Here is a 20,553-nt window from a genome sequence, read left to right on the forward strand (position 1 = left end):
TTGTTTTTTATTTTGAATTTATAAGTAAACCTCAGCATGAAAAAACTGATCATTGCGCGCGAAAAAGTAGACGATTCTTACCTGCCAAACGATCTGCACCCTGTTATTAAGCAAATTTATGCCACACGTAACGTGCAAAATGCACACGAGCTAAATAATAGTGCAGCCACCCTAATCGACTTTAAACTGTTTAAAGATATCGACAAAGCCACCGAGCTATTAATTGATGCGCTGAATGCACAAAGTCGCATTTTAATTGTTGGCGACTTCGATGCCGATGGCGCAACCAGTACTGCCACCTTAATGCAAGGCTTGGCCATGTTTGGCTTTAACAACTTAGACTACCTAGTACCAGATAGATTTAGTTTAGGTTATGGCTTAAGCCCAGCGCTTGCAGAGCAAATTGTAGATATAAAGCCAGAGCTGGTTATTACGGTAGATAACGGTATTTCGTGTATTGCAGGAATAGATATATTAAAAAAAGTGGGCATTAAAGTGCTGGTTACTGATCACCACTTACAAGGCGAGCAGCTCCCTAATGCCGATGCAATTGTTAACCCAAATCGCCACGATTGTAGTTTTCCATCAAAATCTATTGCCGGTGTAGGCGTTGCTTTTTACTTGCTTATAGCCCTTAGAAGCACGTTGCGTGAGCAAGGACACTTTGAAAACCACGCTATGCCAAACTTGGCCGACCTACTTGATATAGTTGCCCTTGGCACTGTAGCCGATGTCGTTGCGCTTGATGCAAATAACCGCACTTTAGTGCACCAAGGTTTAGCACGTATTCGCAGTGGTAAAACACGCCCAGGTATAACGGCACTTATTGAAGTGGCTAACCGAAACGCAGCACGATTAAGCGCCAGTGACTTTGGTTTTTCGCTTGCGCCGCGTTTAAATGCCGCAGGGCGATTAGACGATATGAGCTTAGGCATAGCGTGTTTGCTAAGTAATGATATAAACCAAGCCAGGCGCATTGCCAGTGAGCTTGATAGCTTAAACCATGCACGGCGTGAAATAGAGCAGGGCATGCAAGCCGAGGCGCAAGCTGTACTTGATAGACTCGCCTTTAACGACGACAACATTCCCGATGCTATTTGTTTATACCAAGAGGATTGGCACCAAGGTGTTATTGGTATTTTAGCGGGCCGCTTAAAAGAAAAGTACCACCGCCCAACTGTTATTTTTGCTGGTGGCGAAAACGGTGAAATAAAAGGTTCGTGCCGCTCAATTGAGGGGCTACACATGCGCGACCTACTCGAAGGGCTAAATACCACCGACCCGCACTTAATTAATAAATTTGGCGGCCACGCCATGGCGGCAGGCTTGAGTATTAATGAGCAAAATTTTAATGACTTTAAAAATGCGTTTGATGCCGCTGTAAGCGCGCAGTTAAGCGAAGAAAGTAAACGCTGTATTGTATTTACCGACGGCGAGCTGCCAAACGAGTGCTTTACAATGGACTTTGCCCAACTATTAAAGCAATCAGGCCCGTGGGGGCAGCAATTTCCTGAGCCGGTATTTGAGCACACCTTTGAAGTTATTCAACAGCGTATAGTAGGCGAAAAACACTTAAAGCTGGTGCTTAAACATCAATCTGGGCGATTAGTTGACGCTATTGCCTTTGGCATTGATGTAAAAGCATGGCCCGACACCGAAGCTCGTTTTGTTAAAGTGGCGTATCAGCTCGACATAAACGAATTTAGAGGCAAGTTTAGCCTGCAATTAATAGTAAGAGAGCTTGAAAAAGTGCATTAAAAAATATGCACAATGCATGCATAAAAGGCTAATAAAGCGCGCGGTTTTTTGTTAAAATCGGGCGTTTTTATCATTTGACGATAATTTATTGCGTTTAGTGCTAATTTTAGCGCGCAATAATCTAGCCATTTTGGAGTAATGTACATGTTTGAAGTGAATCCTGTGATTAATCAAATCAAGGAAATTCGCGAACGTACTGAACTGCTTCGGGGGTACCTTTGACTACGCTCACAAACAAGAGCGCCTAGAAGAAGTAAACGCCGAACTTGAAGATTCAGCCGTATGGAATGAACCTGAGCGCGCACAAGCACTTGGCCGTGAAAAATCAGCCTTAGAGGCCGTTGTTGAGACAATCGACAACCTAGTAGCCGGTGCTGACGACGTAGAAGGTTTATTAGAGCTTGCAGTAGAAGCAGAAGACGAAGACACGTTTGTTGAAGCGCAAACCGAACTTGAAGGCTTAAATAAACAGCTTGAGGGTCTAGAGTTTCGTCGTATGTTTTCGGGCTCTCACGATGCAAACGACGCTTACCTTGATTTACAGTCGGGGTCGGGCGGTACTGAAGCGCAAGACTGGTGTAACATGTTATTACGCATGTATTTACGCTGGGGCGAAGCTAAAGGCTTTAAAGTTGAGCTAGTAGAAGCAACTGACGGCGATGTAGCCGGCATTAAAGGTGCAACAGTACGCTTTGTGGGCGAATACGCATACGGTTGGCTGCGCACAGAAACAGGGGTACACCGTTTAGTACGTAAAAGCCCATTTGACTCAAGTGGTCGTCGTCATACTTCGTTTGCTTCTGCGTTTGTTTACCCAGAAGTAGATGACAATATTGAAATTGATATTAATCCGGCTGACTTGCGTATAGACGTTTACCGTGCATCGGGCGCGGGTGGTCAGCACGTTAATACCACCGAGTCGGCAGTACGTATTACTCACGTACCGACCAACACGGTTGTACAGTGTCAAAATGAGCGCTCGCAACACAAAAATAAAGCCCAAGCAATGAAGCAGTTAAAAGCAAAATTATTTGAGCTTGAACTTCAGCAGCAAAATGCTGAAAAGCAATCGCAAGAAGACGCAAAATCGGATATTGGCTGGGGAAGCCAAATTCGTTCTTACGTACTTGATGATGCACGTATTAAAGATTTACGAACTGGCGTTGAAAACCGTAATACGCAATCGGTACTTGACGGCAACCTAGACAAATTTATTGAAGCCAGCCTAAAATCTGGCTTATAACCACCAAGCTAAAAAAGAGCTAAAAAATGACTGATCAAATCCAAGACGAAAATAAGTTAATCGCTGAGCGTCGCGGCAAATTAGACGCTATTCGCGAAAATTGCCCAGCCAACGGTCATCCTAATCAGTTCCGTCGTGAACATTACACGGCTGATTTACAGGCTGAGTTTGGTGATAAGAGTAAAGAAGAGCTGGTAGAGCTTGCGCACGTTGTATCAATTGCTGGCCGTATTTTAGCTAAGCGTGGTCCTTTTATGGCCATTCAAGATATGAAAGGCCGCGTTCAAGCTTACGCATCTAAAGATGTGCAAAAAGATTTAAAAGCAAAATATGGTCAACTAGATATTGGCGATATTATTGGTGTTAAAGGCGCACTTAATAAATCAGGTAAAGGCGATTTATACGTAGAAATGACTGAGTACGAACTACTTACTAAGTCACTACGCCCATTACCAGAGAAGTTTCATGGCTTATCAGATCAGGAAACTAAGTACCGCCAACGTTATGTTGATTTAATTACTAACGAAGCAACGCGTGAAACATTCCGTATTCGTTCACAAGTAGTTGAAGGCATTCGTCGCTTTTTAGCAGAGCGCGACTTTATGGAAGTAGAAACGCCAATGCTACAGGTTATTCCTGGCGGTGCATCTGCGCGTCCGTTTGTGACCCACCATAACGCACTTGATATAGACATGTACTTACGTATAGCGCCTGAGCTTTACCTTAAGCGTTTAGTGGTAGGTGGTTTTGACCGCGTATTTGAAATTAACCGTAACTTCCGTAACGAAGGGTTATCAACTCGTCACAACCCAGAATTCACTATGATTGAGTTCTACCAAGCGTACGCTGATTACATCGATTTAATGAACATCACCGAAGACATGCTACGTACAGTTGCAACTAACGTTTTAGGTAGCCCAATCGTTGTTAATACAACGAAAGACGAAAACGGCGAAGTTATCGACTCAGTAGAGTACGACTTTGGCAAACCGTTTGAGCGCCTAAGCATGGCTGATGCTATCTTAAAATATAACCCTGAGTTTGATGCTGCGGTATTTAATGACCCAGAAAACCACTTTGAAGAATTAAAAGCGTACGCTAAACAAGTGCACGTTAAAATTCCTGATAATTGTGTATGGGGCCCAGGTAAGTTTTTATGTGAAATATTTGAAGAAACGGCTGAGCACATGCTTATCCAACCTACATTTATTACAGGCTACCCGTGGGAAGTATCGCCACTTGCGCGCCGTAACGACGAAAACCCATTTGTTACCGACCGCTTTGAATTTTTTGTTGGCGGACGTGAGCTTGCAAATGGCTTCTCGGAGCTTAACGATGCACAAGATCAAGCAGAGCGCTTTACTCGCCAAGTTGAAGAAAAAGACGCCGGCGATGATGAAGCAATGCACTACGATGAAGACTACATACGCGCACTAGAGTACGGCTTACCGCCTACTGCCGGTGAAGGTATTGGTATTGACCGCTTAGTAATGTTATTTACTGATTCACCAACCATTAAAGATGTTATTTTGTTCCCGCATATGCGCCCACAAGCTGACTAAGTTTAAATTAACAAAATAAACACTAAAAACGCCGCTAAATTTTAGCGGCGTTTTTGTATGAGTATAAAAATAAGCGCCAATGCAGTAAAAGTTGGCGAGTAAACTGCTTTATAAAACAGACGAAAGAGAGGATAAGATTGTTCTCTTTTTAATTAATTAGTACTAAACTAAATTTTAAAGCTAGTTATTAGTACTTATTAATAGTTAATTCAGATTAGGTTATTTAATGTAGCTTTGTTTTAAATAATCTTAATGACAGTGCTATAACGTAATTTTATGACTGTTTTTTAAACATTATGTTGTATTTATGTAAAAAACTTAGCTAGAATACGCCAAAATTTTGAGCTGGGTCAAAATAGCACGCTAAATATGAATTCTCAAATGGACTTAGAATATAATATGAAAGACAACCGAGTTGACGAATCGTCAGAAACCGATACAACAGAGCAAAAGCGACAAGCATATTACCGAGCCTGTATTGCAGAGTTTCAGCAATTAGGTTACCAAGAGCAATATTTAGCGCAGCTAAAAGATGATTTAGTGCCTTTAATGGGCGTTAACCCGCAAGACAAAAACATTTAAATCGTATACTTTTCAAACCAATTATATAATTAATGCCTACTTATGCGCGTTCTCTAACCAGATAGTCATTTTTGACATAAAAGTGTTTGACATATTTTCTGAAATCTTTATTATACGCCCCACAAGACGGAGAGGTGTCCGAGTGGCCGAAGGAGCTCCCCTGCTAAGGGAGTATAGAGTTTGTAGCTCTATCGAGGGTTCGAATCCCTCCTTCTCCACCATTTCTTTTAATGGCAAGTCTTGTAAAGTAAAGATTGGGCGCATAGCTCAGCTGGATAGAGTACCTGGCTACGAACCAGGCGGTCGGAGGTTCGAATCCTCCTGCGCCCACCACTCTTTACACACTCTGCTTAGAGTATAAATAAGTTGAAGTGTTTGGTTTGTAACCAAATCGGTCGGAGGTTCATTCTTACAAGATACGTCCTGCTTTCAACACTTTTTACAGACTCTGCTTAGAGTATAAATAAGCAACAGTAAAAGTGGGCGCATAGCTCAGCTGGATAGAGTACCTGGCTACGAACCAGGCGGTCGGAGGTTCGAATCCTCCTGCGCCCACCACTTTTACATCACTCTGCTTAGAGTATAAATAAGTATAAAGTGTTGGCTAAAGCCAAGCGGTCGGAGGTTCATTCTTAGAAGTTACGTCCTACGCACATCACTTTTACAGCACTCTGCTTAGAGTATAAATAAGTTAAAAATGAAAGTGGGCGCATAGCTCAGCTGGATAGAGTACCTGGCTACGAACCAGGCGGTCGGAGGTTCGAATCCTCCTGCGCCCACCACTTTCATAAATAAGCCGACATAAGCGTCGGTTTTTTTGTGTTTAAAATAATACATAAGTTAAGCTCACTTTTTAAAATGTGTACTTAATATTGGTTATTTTAGAAACTCAACTTAGAGTATAAATAAGAAAAAATGAAAGTGGGCGCATAGCTCAGCTGGATAGAGTACCTGGCTACGAACCAGGCGGTCGGAGGTTCGAATCCTCCTGCGCCCACCACTTTCATATATAAGCCGACATAAGCGTCGGTTTTTTTGTGCCTGAAATAAAGTAAAGCATGTATTTAGATAAAGTACCTTACTGCGAATCAAGCAGTCTGAGGTTCACTCTTAGAAGAGACGTCCTGCGCCCATCACTTTCATAGATAAGCCGACATAAGCGTCGGTTTTTTTGTGCCTGAAATTTGAGAAAGTTTTCAGTTTTCAGTTTTCAGTTAAGCCAAAGAAACACCCCTGTTAAAAATTTCAGCGTAGACGCAGAGCTTGCTCGCGTGAGAAGCGCAGCTTCTAATTACTTATTACAAATACCCAAAACCATTTACGAGTGATGCTCGTCGCGCCAGCAAGCTGAGCGCCTACGGGTGAACCTTAAACTCTGAGTTAAATTATTGTAGACGCAGAACTTGTTCGCGTGAGAAGCGCAGTTTCTAATTACTTACGTATCTACTCAAAAACCATTCACTGCTCTTTAACTTAAGCTGTGGTATTTTAAACACCTTGTTTAAAAGGATCTTGCTGTATGTTTAAAGCCGTATTTATCACCTTTGTATTTCTATTTAGCAGCTTATTTAATGTGAGCGCAAAGCAAAGCGAAGCGCAAAATACCCCCGTGGTTGGCGCTGCGCAGTTCGCACATTATTTACCGCAGTTAAAAAACAAACGTGTTGGCCTTGTGGTAAACCAAACATCACTTGTTGCAAACACGCATTTAGTCGATGCCTTACTCACTAAAAATATAAATATAACCAAAATTTTTGCACCTGAGCATGGCTTTAGAGGCGATCACGATGCCGGTGCCCATGTTAAAAATGCAGTTGATAGCAAAACCGGTATCCCGCTTATTTCTATTTATGGCAAAAACAAAAAGCCAAGTGCAGAGGCGCTTAGTAATGTAGATGTTATTATTTTTGATATACAAGATGTGGGTGTACGCTTTTATACCTACATAAGTTCTATGCATTACATGATGGAAGCTGCAGCCGAGCAAGGTACTGAGTTTATTGTGCTTGATAGGCCAAACCCCAATATTGCTTACGTTGATGGGCCAATACTTGAGCGCGAATTTAAATCGTTTGTAGGCATGCACCCAGTACCTGTGCTGCACGGTATGACGGTAGGTGAGCTTGCTAGAATGATCAAAGGCGAAAGCTGGATCAATAAAGCGGCTGATTTAAAGCTTGCTGTGATCCCGGTTGATCATTACACGCGCTCAACATCCTACAGTTTACCTGTAAAACCCAGCCCTAATTTACCGAACGATCAATCAATTGCGCTTTACCCGTCGCTGTGCTTTTTTGAGGCAACACCTATAAGTATTGGCAGAGGCACCGACTTTGCGTTTCAGGTAATTGGCTACTCGCCCGTTGCGCTTGGAGATTTTAGTTTTACACCACGATCTATTAAAGGCGCGGCAGCAAACCCTAAATTTAAAAATACCCCTGTAAAAGGGCTCGATTTACGCACGGAAAATGCGCATGGGCTTAATTTAAGTTACTTAATAACGGCTTATAATCAATTATCTAAAAATAATATTACCTTTTTTGAACGCGCTGATTTTATGGATAAACTAGCTGGCACTAATAAGTTACGTTTAGCTATTGAAGCAGGGCAATCAGAGGCACAAATAAAACAAAGTTGGCAGCAAGGGCTTAAAGCATTTAAAAAGCAACGAGCGCCATATTTACTGTACAACTAAGGGTTATAAATGGCGTTAGTAATAAATACAAAAATAAGCACTTATTTAAAAGCCGCTTTAGTCGCACTTATAGGCCTTATACTTGCAGCGTGTAGCAGCAACAAGGCTAATGACTTTACAGCGAGTGAGCTTAAGCAAAGTAAATTAGTAACGCTTCCAAACGCACAAGTCGTGGTTACTTTTCCTGAAGCTAACCCAAGTAGTCGTGAATACGTAAATAACCGGGGTACTTTTAAAGCGTACAAAGGGCGAGGGCAGTTATTAATTCAAAATAATAACGCGATAAGCGCCGATATATTTATTAATAACCAAAAGCTTAATATTACCAGCCAACTAGCCGAGAATACTTTATACGAGTATTCGCTCGCAAGGCGCACTCATAACGGGGTAAACACATTTAAAGTTGAAAATATTAAGCCTAAAGGCGCAAGCCTTACTTTACGCTTTGAGTTTCCCACGTTAAATACCGCTGCGCAAAGTAATATAGACTTTAGCCAAGTAGATGCCCTGATTGAAGAAGACGTAAAAGCAGGTTTTCCAGGGGCAGTATTAGCCGTTGTAAAAAGTGGCGAACTCATAAAGCTTAGCGCCTATGGCGATGCCAAGCAGTACCAACAAAGTGACTTAATGCTACTACGCCCAGAGCCAATGCAAACACACACTTTGTTTGATTTAGCGTCGAACACTAAAATATTCGCCACTAACTTTGCCCTTATGAAACTAGTAAGCGAAGGGCTTTTAAATATAAACAAGCCCGTGCAAAGTTATTTGCCCGAATACAAAGGCGATGGGCGAGAGCTGCGCACAGTAAAAGATTTACTCACGCATACAGCGGGTTACCCGCCGGTGTTCGACTTTCATCGTAAAAGTGCTAAAAACGGCGATGCGTATTTTTCGCAAAACAGCCAAACCACTAAGCAGTTGTTACTTACACAAGTACCGCTAAGTAATAAATACCCCGCACAAGCGCTTTACTCAGATATTGATTACATGATTTTAGGCGTACTGGTCGAGCGCATAACCAAGCAACCACTCGATGACTACCTAGAGCAACACATTTACGCCCCACTTAAACTAACCAATACGGTATTTAACCCACTTAAAAAGGGCTTTGAACGCGCTGAATTTGCAGCTACCGAGCTTAGCGGTAATACCCGCGATGGGCGTATTGAGTTTGATAATATTCGCACCAATGTTTTGCAAGGCGAAGTGCACGACGAGCGGGCATTTTACTCGTTTGATGGCGTAGCAGGGCATGCGGGTTTATTTAGTAATGCGCCCGATTTAGCGGTGCTTTGCCAAGTGCTATTAAACCAAGGTGGTTTAGGCAATACCCAGTTGTTTAGCGCATCAACCTTAGCGCAGTTTTTAACGCCACAATTAAACAACGAAACCTACGGCCTTGGTTTCAGGCTTGCCGGTAACAATCAAGCTAGGCGTTGGCACTTTGGCCCTTACGCAAGTGCACAAGCGTATGGCCACACCGGATGGACGGGCACAGTTACTGTAATAGATCCAACCTACGATTTAGCCATTATTTTATTGACCAATGCGCGCCATACACCAATAAAAGGTACCCAAAAACATTACCAATTTTTGGGCAAACAATACGAGACCGCGCAATATGGCTCGGTAGTATCGCTTATTTACGAAGCACTACTAAATCAATAAATTATCGTTTAGGTTAAAACGGCCTAAGTGCAGTGCCTTAAGTGATTTATTTGCAGGTGACTTAACTAAGCCAATCTATTAAGCTAAGCGGTTTACAAATTCAGGCCATATTTTTAAAACGGCCTGCAAAATAAGCGTTTCAACGTGAATAAGCGAACGCACTTCGCTATTAATAAAGGTTAATTTATGTCTTGGTATTCTATATTACCGCCACTCATTGCTATCGCCATCGTGTTTTGGCGCAAAGAAGTAATAATGGCACTTTTGGTGGCCGTGGCTTCATCAGAACTTTTACTCGCAATACAAGGCGAGGGTAATACCTTATTTGCTACATTTTTAAATACCATTGAGCGCATAATATCGGTAGCCAGCTCGCCTGGTAACACCCGCATTTTAATATTTAGTATCATGATTGGTGCTTTGCTGGCCTACATACGCGAATCGGGCGGCGTAGCAGCCACCGTAAATATGCTAATGAACAAAGGCATTGCAAAAAGTAAGCGCCAAGTTGGCTTTTTAACCATGTTTACTGGCATCGCAGTATTTATAGAATCAAACCTAAGTGTACTAACCTCAGGTATTGTATCGCGCGGCCTGTTCGATAAATTTAAAATGAGCCGAGCACGCCTTGCTTACATTATTGATAGCACCAGTGCACCAGTATGTATTTTAATACTGCTTAACGGCTGGGGCGCATTTGTGCTGGGGTTACTTGGCAATTATGAGCTAAGCGAATCGGCAGTTTCTATTTTATGGGGCAGCGTAGGATATAACTTTTACGCCATTATCACCTTAGTCATTGTGTTTTACACCATCGCGTTTGATAAAGTACACGGCCCAATGAAAGAAGCCGAGCAAAAGCTAGAGCTGCAAAAAACCGACCTAAAAGAAGAAGTAAAAGGCTCTAAAGCGCGCTTTATGCTAGTGCCACTGCTTACCTTAATTGTAAGCATGGTAGGCTTTATGTTTTACACTGGTAACGGAGTATTAGCAGAAGGGAGCGGCTCTAAATCTGTTTTATACGCAACGGTGCTTGCCATTATTGTTGCCTACATTTTAATGATCAGCTCACGCCAATTTACTCACCATCAATTAGTAGACACCGGCTTTAAAGGCATGGGCGAGCTATTACCATTGGTGAGCATTGTATTACTTTCACTTACACTGGGCGCAAGCTTAAAAGAGCTAGGCACCGGCGTATTTGTCGCATCGCTAGTAGGCGACTATTTACCAATTTATTTAATTGTACCTGTGCTGTTTTTAACAGGCGCGGTTATGTCGTTTACTACGGGTACATCGTGGGGCACATTTGCCATACTCATTCCTATTGGCGTACCACTTATTCAAGAGCTTGGCCTACCGCCATCATTGGTAGTCGGCGCTATTTTGGGTGGTGGCATATTTGGCGATCACTGCTCGCCTATATCCGACACCAGCGCCGTATCGGCACTCGCCTCGGGTTGTGACTTACTCACCCACGTTAAAACGCAGCTACCGTACGCGCTATTTGGCGGCGCACTCACGTTTATAGCGTACTTAGTAACAAGTATCATTGTGTTATAAACACATTTTAAAATAAGTCACTTTCAAACATTCAAAAGCCTGCTTAATCGCAGGCTTTTTAATATTATACAATGCTTAATTAAACTGAAATTATAGATGAATATCAGTTTATTAATATTATAGATGAATATCATCCAATAGAGTTAAGCTAAATTGACATGGTGGGTTTGTCCTCGTATATTTATGCCCATAATGGAATTTAAATATATTAGGAATAAAAATGGTAAAGGAATACATTGTAAAAAAGGTGATACATTATGGGATATATCTTCTAAACACTTAGGGTCTCCAATGGAATGGCCTAGGTTATGGAAGTTTAATAACTGAAAAGAAGTTGTGGCTATTACTAATAAGCCTATAACTAATCCCGACCTAATTTATCCAGGGCAAAAAATACTCATACCTTCTTTAGATATTTCTCAAATTAAAATCAAGCAAAATGCCAGAGCATTTAATACAGTTAATGAGTCTTCACAAAAACAACTCCCTAAAGTCACTTCGCCAATTTCATTAAGCTATAAGTTAGATGATATAAGACAACCTCCAATTGTACTCCCTAATGCTATAGTGGAAATTAAAATGACAGGTAATATTGTTTTATCTAGTGTAGATAAATATCCTGTTAATTACGTAGTTAACGATAAAAAATTAGAGGCGACGGTAACATCTCAAGCTAATAAAGCTTTTGGAGCATTAATTAGTGAAACAAAATTAGCTTTCGACGAAAAAACTAAAAAGTTAACGCTTGGAACTAATATTGTCTCTAAGAGTACTACTCCAAACAGCCCAACTACATCACTGGGAATTGAAGTCACATCAAATTCACCAATACAAAAATTAAAATATGAAGTGCAGCTCCCTCAATTAAAAGGAAAAATTAATCAATTTAACTATATAGCTGAAAAAGTGTCGTTTGTTTTAGAAGTAACATTTACGGGCTCAGATGGTAAAAGTGCTAGAGAACATAACCCTGACAGTAGTGTATGGGATAAGCCTTTAGCTATAGGACTATTTGCTGGAGCTACATTAATTGTTATTGGTACTTTAGTAGAAGATTACGTCACATTAGGTGCAGGAGTCGCTGATGATCCCGCTGGTTTTGCTGCAGCTGCAGGGATGACCGCGAGGGGAGTTGTATTATGGGGTTCTGCTAGAGCAGTAGTTATTCCCGCTGTATTACCCGCAGTTGTTAGATTTAGCACTTCTATAGTCCCAGTCGCAACACTTAGACACGCCCATTAAAAGAGGTTTATTTAGTGAGAATATTTTCAATTGTTTTTTTATTTTTTCTCAGTGGATGTACTTACTTAGAAAGTGCATCAGAACAAGCTAAGCGCTTAGGTAAAACATACCAACTAGATATCCGAGCTGGCGATACTCGTTTATTTTTCCCTGAACAATTTTTAGGTGTTGGAGGCAATCCGCCTACACTTGAAATGGAAAGCACTTCTTTGGAGGATTCTTCAGAGTCACTTGATGGTATTGAAACCGCGTTGGAGGTTTATCCTGAAGGCTTTGTTTCCAAATTTATTAATGCTATTTATATTTCAGGACCTATGCTTATAGAGGGGGCTGAAGCGGGGGGAACATATTCAAGAAATTTTATAATATTATCAAATATCTCAGATAAGAACGGTACTAACTTCAATTATGAAAATTCGTTACGGGGAGTTCATCACGAGCTTAGTTCTTTAATTTATTTACGCTCCCCTTTTGTTAATCTTGCATGGCAAGGTCTGTTGCCTGAAAGTTGGAGTCCTGCTTCCTCGAATTATGAGGCTTTAACGCAAGATAGAAGTATAGGGCCTGATTATGAAAATGGATTTTTATCTACCTACGGTAAAACTAATATTGAGAACGACTTTAATATTTTCGCCGAATTTGCTTTTTCTGAGCCTGAAAAGCTACGAGACCTTGCAGCTAAGTATCCAACTATAGCTAAAAAGCTGAGTGTACTTATTACTGCATATAAGCAGGTTCTTCCTGAATATCAGCAGGGCTTCGAAGAGTATTTCACTAATACGGGTTTAAGCGATGTTGCTATAAAACCTGATAATGTAGAGATTACAATCCACAGTGATTTTAGTAATATTAAGCCTCAAATAATTCACTAAGTAAATTTAGTAAAGGGCTTATGTTTTACATATAGTCATGGTTCATACTTAAGATACTCCTCTGTTAAAGAAGCATAAATCGAATACTCTGAAGCAGCTTGTTATGTACCTTAAATCATTGTAATAGTAACTGTCTGGATTTCTCTACGTAACTTTAAATGATATGATTTCACCAATTAAATAATAAATAAGGACATTTTTATGGATATTATGATTGGTCAGCAAGCTCTTAAAAAGAAAAATCAGCTAACTCAGTTATCAGAGCGAGCAATCGGTCGAGATTTCAAAGAGCAAGCAGCATTAGCTATACAAATGACTCAATGCAGTGCAGCTGTTTATAGGAGGTTACAGCGCACTTACAAATCAACTGTAACGCCACGAGATGAAAAAAGAGTTAAAGCCGGAGGCTTGAGTACACAGTCAGTAACTTTTTCCACAAGTAATAATAGCCAAAAATCTTTTAATAGCCTACTACCTGCAATGCGTGGAGGGAGAGCCGCACCAACTAATACTTCCAAAACATCCAATGATGTTGCCGTTGCTTCTAATCAACCACAAGCAGTTAATTTGTTAGCTTTATTACACCCTGTAATAAGCAGTGATATTATGAAAACAGGTAACGCAGTAGAAAAAACAGCTACTATATTAGGACTGGTCACAACTACAGTTGGTTTTGTTGTTCCTGGAGGTGGAGCCGTATCCTCTATTGTTAGTTGGGTAGGCAGTGGCGCTACTTATTCAGGTTTCACTATGTCAAGAATACGTCCTGATGCGCCGGATAGAGCCTATCATCAATTAACTAACTACATTACGTGTTTAGCGGCTTGGAATAAAAAAGCGTGTGAGTTAATCGATATAGCTGATCCAAATGGACAATGGACTTTTCGGGATATTGAAAACGGATTCTCATAGAGTTAAGGCTGAAAAGACAGTTTTAAATATTTTATGAGGGGACTCTACTAAATATACGAAAGCCTGCTTAATTGCAGGCTTTTTTGTTTTAAATATGCAGTTAAGTACCCGTATTTATATTTTTTAGGTTATTGTATGGCATGAGCTTTAAGCTTTTTAATAGCTATAAATTCTTACTTTTTAACTTATACAAGGCTGTAAACCCACACTATGTTTGTAATAGATAATATCATTCTTGTTAGTGCCATTTTAATTTTACTAGGGGTTATCTCGAGTAAGCTATCTGCGCGCGTTGGCTTACCCGTGCTGGTGCTATTTTTACTGGTGGGCATGCTTGCAGGTGAAGACGGTATTGCCGGCATATCATTCGATAACGCAGAGGCTGCGCATGCTCTGGGCACCCTAGCACTGGCTATTATTCTATTTGATGGTGGGCTACAAACGCCAACCAGTTCAATTAAACAAGTGTGGAAACCTGCTTCGGCTTTAGCAACGGTCGGGGTGCTTTTAACGGCTGTAATTACCGGCCTTGTCGCCACTTATATTTTAGACTTACCCGTATTACAAGGCGTTTTACTGGGCGCTATTGTGGGCTCTACAGATGCCGCTGCCGTATTTGCACTTTTACGAAGCGCCGGTATTCACTTAAATAAAAAACTTAAATCAACCCTTGAAATAGAAAGCGCCTCGAACGACCCAATGGCTATTTTTTTAACGGTTGGTTTGCTCGAAATGCTAGTGAACAACATGCCAATAGGGCTGGGTTTACTGCAGTTATTTGCCCAGCAAATGGGTGTAGGCGCCGTTTGTGGGTTTTTAATTGGTAAGGTGTCGGTGTGGTTTATTAATCGAATAAAATTAAATGCATCAGGTTTGTATTTAGTAATGGTAACCGCATTTGGGCTGCTTTCTTTTGGCCTTTCTGCAACGCTTGGCGGCAGTGGCTTTTTAGCTGTATTTATAACAGGCGTTATTTTAGGTAACAGTAAATTTGTATATAAACGCGGCATTTTTCTGTTTCACGATGGTTTAGCGTGGCTTGGGCAAATAACCATGTTTGTTGTGTTAGGGCTTTTAATTAACCCCTCGTCTTTGGTTGATGTATGGCTAGAAGGGTTACTGATTGCACTGGCACTTATTTTTGTTGCTCGCCCACTAGCGGTAGCGCCAATTTTAAAATTATTTGGCTTTAATAATCGCGAAACTTTATTTGTATCTTGGGTGGGGCTAAGAGGCTCTGTGCCGATTATTTTAGCTATATTCCCACTGTTGTTTGGCCTTTCAGGGGCGGAGCTTATTTTTAATGTGGTTTTTTTCGTGGTGTTAATCTCGGCCACGTTGCAAGGCTCAACTATGCCTTGGATGGCTAAAAAGTTAAGTTTAATAGAGCCGCCACCCGATTTAGCAGCTGCAACGCTCGAAATTACCGCCTTAAATGATATTGATATAGAAATTGTAGAGTACACGTTAAGTGAGGTTTCTCGGGTTTCTGGGCGCAGTTTGTCACATGCTGCGCTACCAGAAAGTGTAGTTGTAGCCATGATCACACGAGGGCCATCAATCATACCGCCACGCGGCTCAACTAAATTAAAACCAAACGATCATTTATTTGTTGTTTTAAAACCCGCTAACAGACCTTTTGTTGATTTAGTTTTTACAGCAACCGATAAAACAAACCACCAAGACAGTCACTTAGCGCGCAACGAACTTAAAGTGAAAGGGGTTACGCTAGTAGGCGATATATTTTACTCATATCACATGAAAATAGACGCCCCTGAGGGCATAAGCTTGGAAGAGGTGATCAACCAAAAGCTTTCAGGAGAAATCAGTAAAGGCTCAATTGTGGTTATTGGTAATGTTCAACTACGCGTTATAACAATGGTACATACACGTATAGTGACCATCGGCTTAAAATACTTACACAATCCAGAACAACGACTTTTAAAGCAGTAGCCATTACCAATGATTTATAAGATATTAGCGAAGTAGATTGGGTTGAGTGACACGAAACCCAACGAAAACTAGCGGTAGCCTCTAAAAACTATATCATTGGGCGTGCTGGCACAATGATAATCATGCGATTTTTCTAAGCAGCAATTGACGACTATGAAGCTAAGAAATTTCTGTCTTAGGCGGTTTCAGGTAAACTAACTATATGAAATATACAAAGGAATGTTTATGAGCCAGATTTTTGGTGATACAGATGATAAAAGGGCTTTATATGAGGCTCTCACTAGATACAACTATTTTCCAAATCAACGAGCTAATATAGGTGAGTTACCACCGAGTCTTGATACAAGGCAATTTACGCCAGAAGTAGCTGAAGAGATTGCTAAACTTGAAGAGATAAGAGGTAGGCGTAAATCTGGCTACGACTTAGTTGAATATAAAGCGACAAGATATAATAATGTGCCTAGAGTACTGGGGCTTGTCCATCCTAAAGGATATTCATTACTAGTAAAGTGTATACATGACAACTGGGAACATCTGAAATGTGTTACTGAGAACGAAAATAGTATAATTAAGCCTGAGTTTCACCAAAGTGAAAAGCGATTGGTTGTAATGAATTATGAAGAGCCATTCGTAAAAATTAGTCGATCGCATAGCTCTTCTTTTGCAAAGCGATATAGAGTGCATGCAGATATAGCTAACTGCTTTAATAGTATTTATTCTCACTCAATTGCATGGGCTGGTGTTGGTATCCAGGAGGCTAAAACTCAGCAAGATGATAAACGCACTTGGTTTAATGCTTTAGATATGTACCAATGTAAAACTAAGCGTAATGAAACTCAGGGAATACCAATAGGTTCGGCAGCTTCTAGTATTGTGAGCGAGTTAATCTTAGGAAAAATTGATGGAGCCTTAAAAAGTAAAGGTTATGTGTTCCATAGATACATTGACGATTATACTTGCTATTGCGTGACTAGCGAGGACGCTCAAAACTTCATTCAAGATTTAGCCAACTCTCTCGCTATTTATAAGTTAACACTAAACTTAAAGAAAACATCAATAATAGAATTACCAGCAGCTTTTGAAGATGAGTGGGTGCTAGATTTAAAAAGTGCATTACCAAGCCGTTTAGGTAGCGCAGGAGAAAACGAGCCAAAAATTTCTGCTGACGAAGCACTTACGTTTTTAAATAAAGCTATTGGAATTAATAAAAGTACGCCAGATGGAAGTGTATTAAAGTATGCAATATCATTAATCATTAATTACTTAGATGAAGATGCTAATGTAAGTTTATTGGAAGCTCTTTTGAACCTTGCTTGGCATTATCCAGTTTTACTTCCATTATTTGACAAATTATTAGGCAAAGTAGAGATAAATGCAGGGATTTTCGAGCAACAATTAAATGTAATAATACAAGAAAATGCTGATAAGTTCAGGTCTGATGGCATGTCTTGGCCTCTCCATACAATGTTAACTAATAACGTCATACCAAAAAAGGAAACTGCTGAAAAGGTCATTGCGAGTGGTGATTGCGTCGCAATTACTTTGCTACTAGAGATGCATGACTTCAACGCAATGATAGTTGAATTTGCGAATACTATAATTGCTGGTGATGATAACTATGAAAAAGATAGTTATTGGCTATTACTTTATCAATTATATCTAAAAGACCTGTTAATTGATGAACCTTATACTGACAAGGTATTTCGTTGTTTAAAAAAACATAAGGTTAATTTTATACCCCGAAATACGAAAACTAAAGCTGAAATAAACTGTGATAAAATTCAAAGTGAAATGACATCAAATGCGTTAAAAACCGTATTTTCAGAAGTGACTATACCTGCTGTAAACAAAAATCCAGATGAAGATTCGGCTGTCTTCTAGTTTTTATAGAGTATTATTTAAAGCTTTTGTTAATGAAGGTGAATAAAGTTAGCTATGTAGTGATTTTTCCTCTGTGCAGTGCGAAGCGCCTCTGTGTTCTCGGTGGTAATATTTATCTAAATTACCACCAACATTAACTGAGCTAAACCACCTAAGCCCCACAACTCCTAACCCCAACTCCCGCATGTTTTAGCGCTATTATCTGCCCTTTACCGTTATGTGCCATAGCGAGCATATCACCGGTATTTATATTACTTTCTACCGCGTGCCTTCCCTTTAAATCACTTAAGAGCGACTGCTTAATTTGTACCAGTACTTCGTCATTACAGCTGGCTATGTACCAGTCGTTATCGACCTTTACGAGCGTGCCGTATTCTATGTGGCGTTGTTGGTGTAAGCGCAGGTTATTAGCATGTTGCGTGTCGAGTGCATGTTTTTGCTCGGTAATGGCACTTGTATAACTGCCCGATGGGGTTATTTCGTGGGTTTTAATAATTGGGAAGTCGTGAATGTCTATAGTCTTAAATGAGCTGTTAAGCACGGTTTTTGGCGCGTGGTTAATACCATTGCTGCTATCAAACACAATAAATGCGAACACGCTCAGTGCACAGGCGAGGCTGGCAAGTTGTAGTGTAAAGCCGAACTTTTTAGGCTTTGTGCGTGTGGCTTTATTAAGTAACGCTTTTTGCTGCGAAGCAGTGAGCGCAGTGCGTGCTTTTCGCTCTTTATAGTGTTGTGTGAGCTTTTGGTCAAACTGCTCATCAGGCTTGTTCATTGTTTGCTCCTAATAAACGTTTAAGGTTTTGTTTGGCGTAGCGCAAGCGTGTTTTTACGTTCTCATGGTTGCTTTGGGTTATAAGCGCTATGTCGGCAAGGCTAAAGCCTTCTTGTTGTAAGGTAATGGCTTCGCGCTGTACAAAGCTTAGTTGTTTAAGTGCATTATCGAATGCTTGGTAACTTATATTGCTTTGCTCATTTTGCTGCGCGGGTAGATGAGTGTTTTCGTCAAGTTCTACAAAGCGCTGCTGTTTGCGGTATTCGTCTACTAATGTGTTGCGCGCAAGTTTAAATAACCAGGCTTTTGGCGTGGTTTGCGCTTGGTAAAGGTGGCGTTTTTCGATTACCTTTAGCCACGTTTGTTGGCTTACGTCGTATGCTAAATGTGTATTAGATTGCGTTACTAGGTAGTGATATAAATCGTTACTGTATAAGGCAATAAGCTGCTCTAAGTGACGATTGTCGCCACTTTTTGCGTAACTTGCCATGCAATCCTTGCTTGGCGTTTCAAATAACCATGATTTAATACTAAGTAGCATAGGCGTTTAGTCCGTTAAATAGAGTTATCTAATTTAAAATCGAGCTGTACGGTTTGACCTGTTTGTAATTGTGCCACACCTTCAATTACTTTGGGGCGATATTTCCAGCGTTTAATGGCTCTTATTGCTTCGCGGTCAAAGGTGCGTTTTGGCTCTGCGTTAATCACTACTGGGTTTATTACTTCGCCGGTGGGCGAAATGCTAAAGCTAAGTTGTACCCAACCTTCAATGCCATCGCGAGCAGCAGACGTTGGGTATTTAGGGTTTATGCGTACTATGGGCGTTGCATCTCCCGTAGGGCGGTTAATGGTGCTATTGATATCATCACCAAAATCGTCAATAGTGACCGGCATTACTTCGTTTATAGCAATTACAGGGTCGTTTGCGGTATCTATTGGTGGTGCCTTAGGCGGTGTTTTTGGTACCGGCGGTGGCGGCTGTATTTTTGGTTTTTGATTTACTTGTGAATCCTCTGGGACTTGAAAAATCTCTACAATAATATCGCCGCCGGGTTTAATAGGTGCGCGCTGCTCGCCAGATATTAAATATTGCATAAACGCAAAAGCCGCAAAGGTCATTACTGCGCCGCCAATTACGGCGGTTGATGTTTTAATAAATGCTGAGTTATTGGGTACTTCAAGTGTGTGCATAAGCCGCTCCGAGTAAACTTATTTGGGTTATTTAAAAGCTATAACGGGGGGCAAATCAAAAAGGGGTTAAATAGTTTTATAAAAATTGCGGGGTTTAGTTACAATAGCGTTTTGTATTCTTTTACTTATAAATTTTTAGGCTGTTATGCAACTCATACAAATAGATAAAGCACGTTACCGCAAGCATTTAAATCGGGTAATTGCAGGTTGTGCGGCGGGTTTGGCTGTTGGCAGCTTGGCGATATCGCAAACATTAATTGCGCTATTTCCTGATGAAAGCGGGAGCCATTTTCATTGGAATTTAACCGGTGTTGTTATAACCAGTTTAGCCATTGGCTGGCTGTTAAATAAATACCGTACCCATAGTTTTATGACCGAAGTAGTGTACGTGTGGGAGCTAAAACAAGCGCTTAATAAAATAACCCGCAAAATGCCAAAGCTAAAAGCGGCAGGGCGCGAGGGCAATGCCGATGCACTGTTAGCGATTCATTATAGTTATGCGGGCTCGCGGCTTTTATGGCAGCTTGACGATAACACCATCACCATGGACGAGTTAGCTATAAAACAAGCAGAGCTTGATAGTGTGGCAGCCAAGTATAACCTGACTTTAAATGCCGATGACTATAATGAGTCTATATTAAAACAGTTTTAAG

Annotated in this window: 16 protein-coding genes and 5 tRNA genes; 18 read left to right on the forward strand and 3 right to left on the reverse strand. The window is 40.8% G+C overall.

Features of this window, described 5'->3' with window-relative positions; genetic code table 11:
- The first annotated feature begins 36 nt into the window (after positions 1 to 36).
- The 17 genes from recJ to drt4 all read left to right on the forward strand — a co-directional run bounded on the left by recJ (position 37) and on the right by drt4 (position 17,934).
- The gene (recJ, locus tag QUE46_RS03105; protein ID WP_286246178.1) at positions 37 to 1,758 is read left to right on the forward strand and encodes a single-stranded-DNA-specific exonuclease RecJ; all 1,722 of its coding nucleotides are present in this window, start codon (positions 37 to 39) and stop codon (positions 1,756 to 1,758) included.
- A gap of 144 nt (positions 1,759 to 1,902) precedes the next feature.
- Positions 1,903 to 3,001, forward strand: a protein-coding gene (gene prfB / locus QUE46_RS03110; protein WP_096041210.1) for a peptide chain release factor 2 whose coding sequence is annotated in 2 segments (ribosomal slippage) — positions 1,903 to 1,977 and positions 1,979 to 3,001 — 1,098 coding nt in all. Because the reading frame shifts where the segments join, the coding sequence is not laid out codon by codon here.
- A gap of 26 nt (positions 3,002 to 3,027) precedes the next feature.
- Positions 3,028 to 4,563: a lysine--tRNA ligase gene (lysS, locus tag QUE46_RS03115; RefSeq protein ID WP_286246179.1), complete on the forward strand. Its 1,536-nt coding sequence runs from the start codon at positions 3,028 to 3,030 to the stop codon at positions 4,561 to 4,563.
- A gap of 399 nt (positions 4,564 to 4,962) precedes the next feature.
- Positions 4,963 to 5,145 carry a hypothetical protein gene (locus QUE46_RS03120; protein WP_286247666.1) on the forward strand — a complete coding sequence of 61 codons (183 nt, stop codon included), beginning with the start codon at positions 4,963 to 4,965 and terminating at the stop codon, positions 5,143 to 5,145.
- Between the two features lie 128 nt (positions 5,146 to 5,273).
- Positions 5,274 to 5,366 (forward strand) — tRNA-Ser (locus QUE46_RS03125).
- 35 nt (positions 5,367 to 5,401) lie between these two features.
- Positions 5,402 to 5,478: transfer RNA gene (locus QUE46_RS03130), tRNA-Arg, on the forward strand.
- Between the two features lie 148 nt (positions 5,479 to 5,626).
- Positions 5,627 to 5,703 (forward strand) — tRNA-Arg (locus tag QUE46_RS03135).
- A gap of 147 nt (positions 5,704 to 5,850) precedes the next feature.
- Positions 5,851 to 5,927, forward strand: a tRNA-Arg gene (locus tag QUE46_RS03140).
- A 141-nt stretch (positions 5,928 to 6,068) separates the two neighbouring features.
- Positions 6,069 to 6,145 (forward strand) — tRNA-Arg (locus tag QUE46_RS03145).
- Between the two features lie 519 nt (positions 6,146 to 6,664).
- Positions 6,665 to 7,840 carry a DUF1343 domain-containing protein gene (locus QUE46_RS03150; RefSeq protein ID WP_286246180.1) on the forward strand — a complete coding sequence of 392 codons (1,176 nt, stop codon included), beginning with the start codon at positions 6,665 to 6,667 and terminating at the stop codon, positions 7,838 to 7,840.
- Positions 7,841 to 7,849: 9 nt separating this feature from the next.
- Positions 7,850 to 9,511, forward strand: coding sequence for a penicillin binding protein PBP4B (gene pbp4b, locus QUE46_RS03155; RefSeq protein ID WP_286246181.1), 1,662 nt, complete (start codon positions 7,850 to 7,852; stop codon positions 9,509 to 9,511).
- Between the two features lie 186 nt (positions 9,512 to 9,697).
- Complete coding sequence (locus QUE46_RS03160) at positions 9,698 to 11,074, forward strand: Na+/H+ antiporter NhaC family protein (protein ID WP_286246182.1); 1,377 nt, start codon at positions 9,698 to 9,700, stop codon at positions 11,072 to 11,074.
- A gap of 336 nt (positions 11,075 to 11,410) precedes the next feature.
- On the forward strand, positions 11,411 to 12,316 hold the full coding sequence (locus QUE46_RS03170; protein ID WP_286246184.1) for a hypothetical protein: 906 nt from the start codon (positions 11,411 to 11,413) through the stop codon (positions 12,314 to 12,316).
- A gap of 14 nt (positions 12,317 to 12,330) precedes the next feature.
- Entirely contained in the window at positions 12,331 to 13,188 is an 858-nt protein-coding gene (locus QUE46_RS03175; protein WP_286246185.1) for a hypothetical protein, read from the forward strand.
- A 201-nt stretch (positions 13,189 to 13,389) separates the two neighbouring features.
- On the forward strand, positions 13,390 to 14,100 hold the full coding sequence (locus tag QUE46_RS03180; protein WP_104643284.1) for a hypothetical protein: 711 nt from the start codon (positions 13,390 to 13,392) through the stop codon (positions 14,098 to 14,100).
- 210 nt (positions 14,101 to 14,310) lie between these two features.
- Complete coding sequence (locus QUE46_RS03185) at positions 14,311 to 16,053, forward strand: potassium/proton antiporter (RefSeq protein ID WP_024031590.1); 1,743 nt, start codon at positions 14,311 to 14,313, stop codon at positions 16,051 to 16,053.
- A 225-nt stretch (positions 16,054 to 16,278) separates the two neighbouring features.
- The gene (gene drt4, locus QUE46_RS03190) at positions 16,279 to 17,934 is read left to right on the forward strand and encodes an antiviral reverse transcriptase Drt4 (protein WP_286246186.1); all 1,656 of its coding nucleotides are present in this window, start codon (positions 16,279 to 16,281) and stop codon (positions 17,932 to 17,934) included.
- 151 nt (positions 17,935 to 18,085) lie between these two features.
- Here drt4 and QUE46_RS03195 read toward each other — a convergent pair whose 3' ends face one another.
- From QUE46_RS03195 to QUE46_RS03205, 3 genes are all read right to left on the reverse strand, one after another.
- Positions 18,086 to 18,709 (reverse strand): hypothetical protein, encoded by a 624-nt coding sequence (locus tag QUE46_RS03195; protein WP_286246187.1) that lies wholly within the window; start codon positions 18,707 to 18,709, stop codon positions 18,086 to 18,088.
- Positions 18,696 to 19,199 carry a sigma-70 family RNA polymerase sigma factor gene (locus tag QUE46_RS03200; protein ID WP_286246188.1) on the reverse strand — a complete coding sequence of 168 codons (504 nt, stop codon included), beginning with the start codon at positions 19,197 to 19,199 and terminating at the stop codon, positions 18,696 to 18,698. Before QUE46_RS03200 ends, QUE46_RS03195 begins: the two co-directional genes overlap by 14 nt.
- A gap of 65 nt (positions 19,200 to 19,264) precedes the next feature.
- A complete protein-coding gene (locus QUE46_RS03205; RefSeq protein WP_286246189.1) occupies positions 19,265 to 19,900 on the reverse strand; it encodes an energy transducer TonB in 636 nt (211 codons plus the stop codon).
- 145 nt (positions 19,901 to 20,045) lie between these two features.
- On the opposite strand from QUE46_RS03205, the gene QUE46_RS03210 reads away from it, so the two are divergent.
- Positions 20,046 to 20,552 (forward strand): DUF3087 domain-containing protein, encoded by a 507-nt coding sequence (locus tag QUE46_RS03210; protein ID WP_286246190.1) that lies wholly within the window; start codon positions 20,046 to 20,048, stop codon positions 20,550 to 20,552.
- The last annotated feature ends 1 nt before the right edge of the window (position 20,553 follow it).

It is taken from the genome of Pseudoalteromonas sp. MM1, assembly GCF_030296835.1.
Lineage (GTDB): Bacteria > Pseudomonadota > Gammaproteobacteria > Enterobacterales > Alteromonadaceae > Pseudoalteromonas.

Excerpts from the sequence above, each read along its gene's own strand:
- drt4 (WP_286246186.1), top strand. The coding sequence starts at position 16,279 with ATGAGCCAGATTTTTGGTGATACAGATGATAAAAGGGCTTTATATGAG.
- QUE46_RS03180 (WP_104643284.1), top strand. The coding sequence starts at position 13,390 with ATGGATATTATGATTGGTCAGCAAGCTCTTAAAAAGAAAAATCAGCTA.
- QUE46_RS03205 (WP_286246189.1), bottom strand. The coding sequence starts at position 19,900 with ATGCACACACTTGAAGTACCCAATAACTCAGCATTTATTAAAACATCA.
- QUE46_RS03160 (WP_286246182.1), top strand. The coding sequence starts at position 9,698 with ATGTCTTGGTATTCTATATTACCGCCACTCATTGCTATCGCCATCGTG.
- QUE46_RS03200 (WP_286246188.1), bottom strand. The coding sequence starts at position 19,199 with ATGGCAAGTTACGCAAAAAGTGGCGACAATCGTCACTTAGAGCAGCTT.
- lysS (WP_286246179.1), top strand. The coding sequence starts at position 3,028 with ATGACTGATCAAATCCAAGACGAAAATAAGTTAATCGCTGAGCGTCGC.
- QUE46_RS03195 (WP_286246187.1), bottom strand. The coding sequence starts at position 18,709 with ATGAACAAGCCTGATGAGCAGTTTGACCAAAAGCTCACACAACACTAT.
- QUE46_RS03210 (WP_286246190.1), top strand. The coding sequence starts at position 20,046 with ATGCAACTCATACAAATAGATAAAGCACGTTACCGCAAGCATTTAAAT.
- pbp4b (WP_286246181.1), top strand. The coding sequence starts at position 7,850 with ATGGCGTTAGTAATAAATACAAAAATAAGCACTTATTTAAAAGCCGCT.
- QUE46_RS03185 (WP_024031590.1), top strand. The coding sequence starts at position 14,311 with ATGTTTGTAATAGATAATATCATTCTTGTTAGTGCCATTTTAATTTTA.
- QUE46_RS03150 (WP_286246180.1), top strand. The coding sequence starts at position 6,665 with ATGTTTAAAGCCGTATTTATCACCTTTGTATTTCTATTTAGCAGCTTA.
- QUE46_RS03120 (WP_286247666.1), top strand. The coding sequence starts at position 4,963 with ATGAAAGACAACCGAGTTGACGAATCGTCAGAAACCGATACAACAGAG.
- recJ (WP_286246178.1), top strand. The coding sequence starts at position 37 with ATGAAAAAACTGATCATTGCGCGCGAAAAAGTAGACGATTCTTACCTG.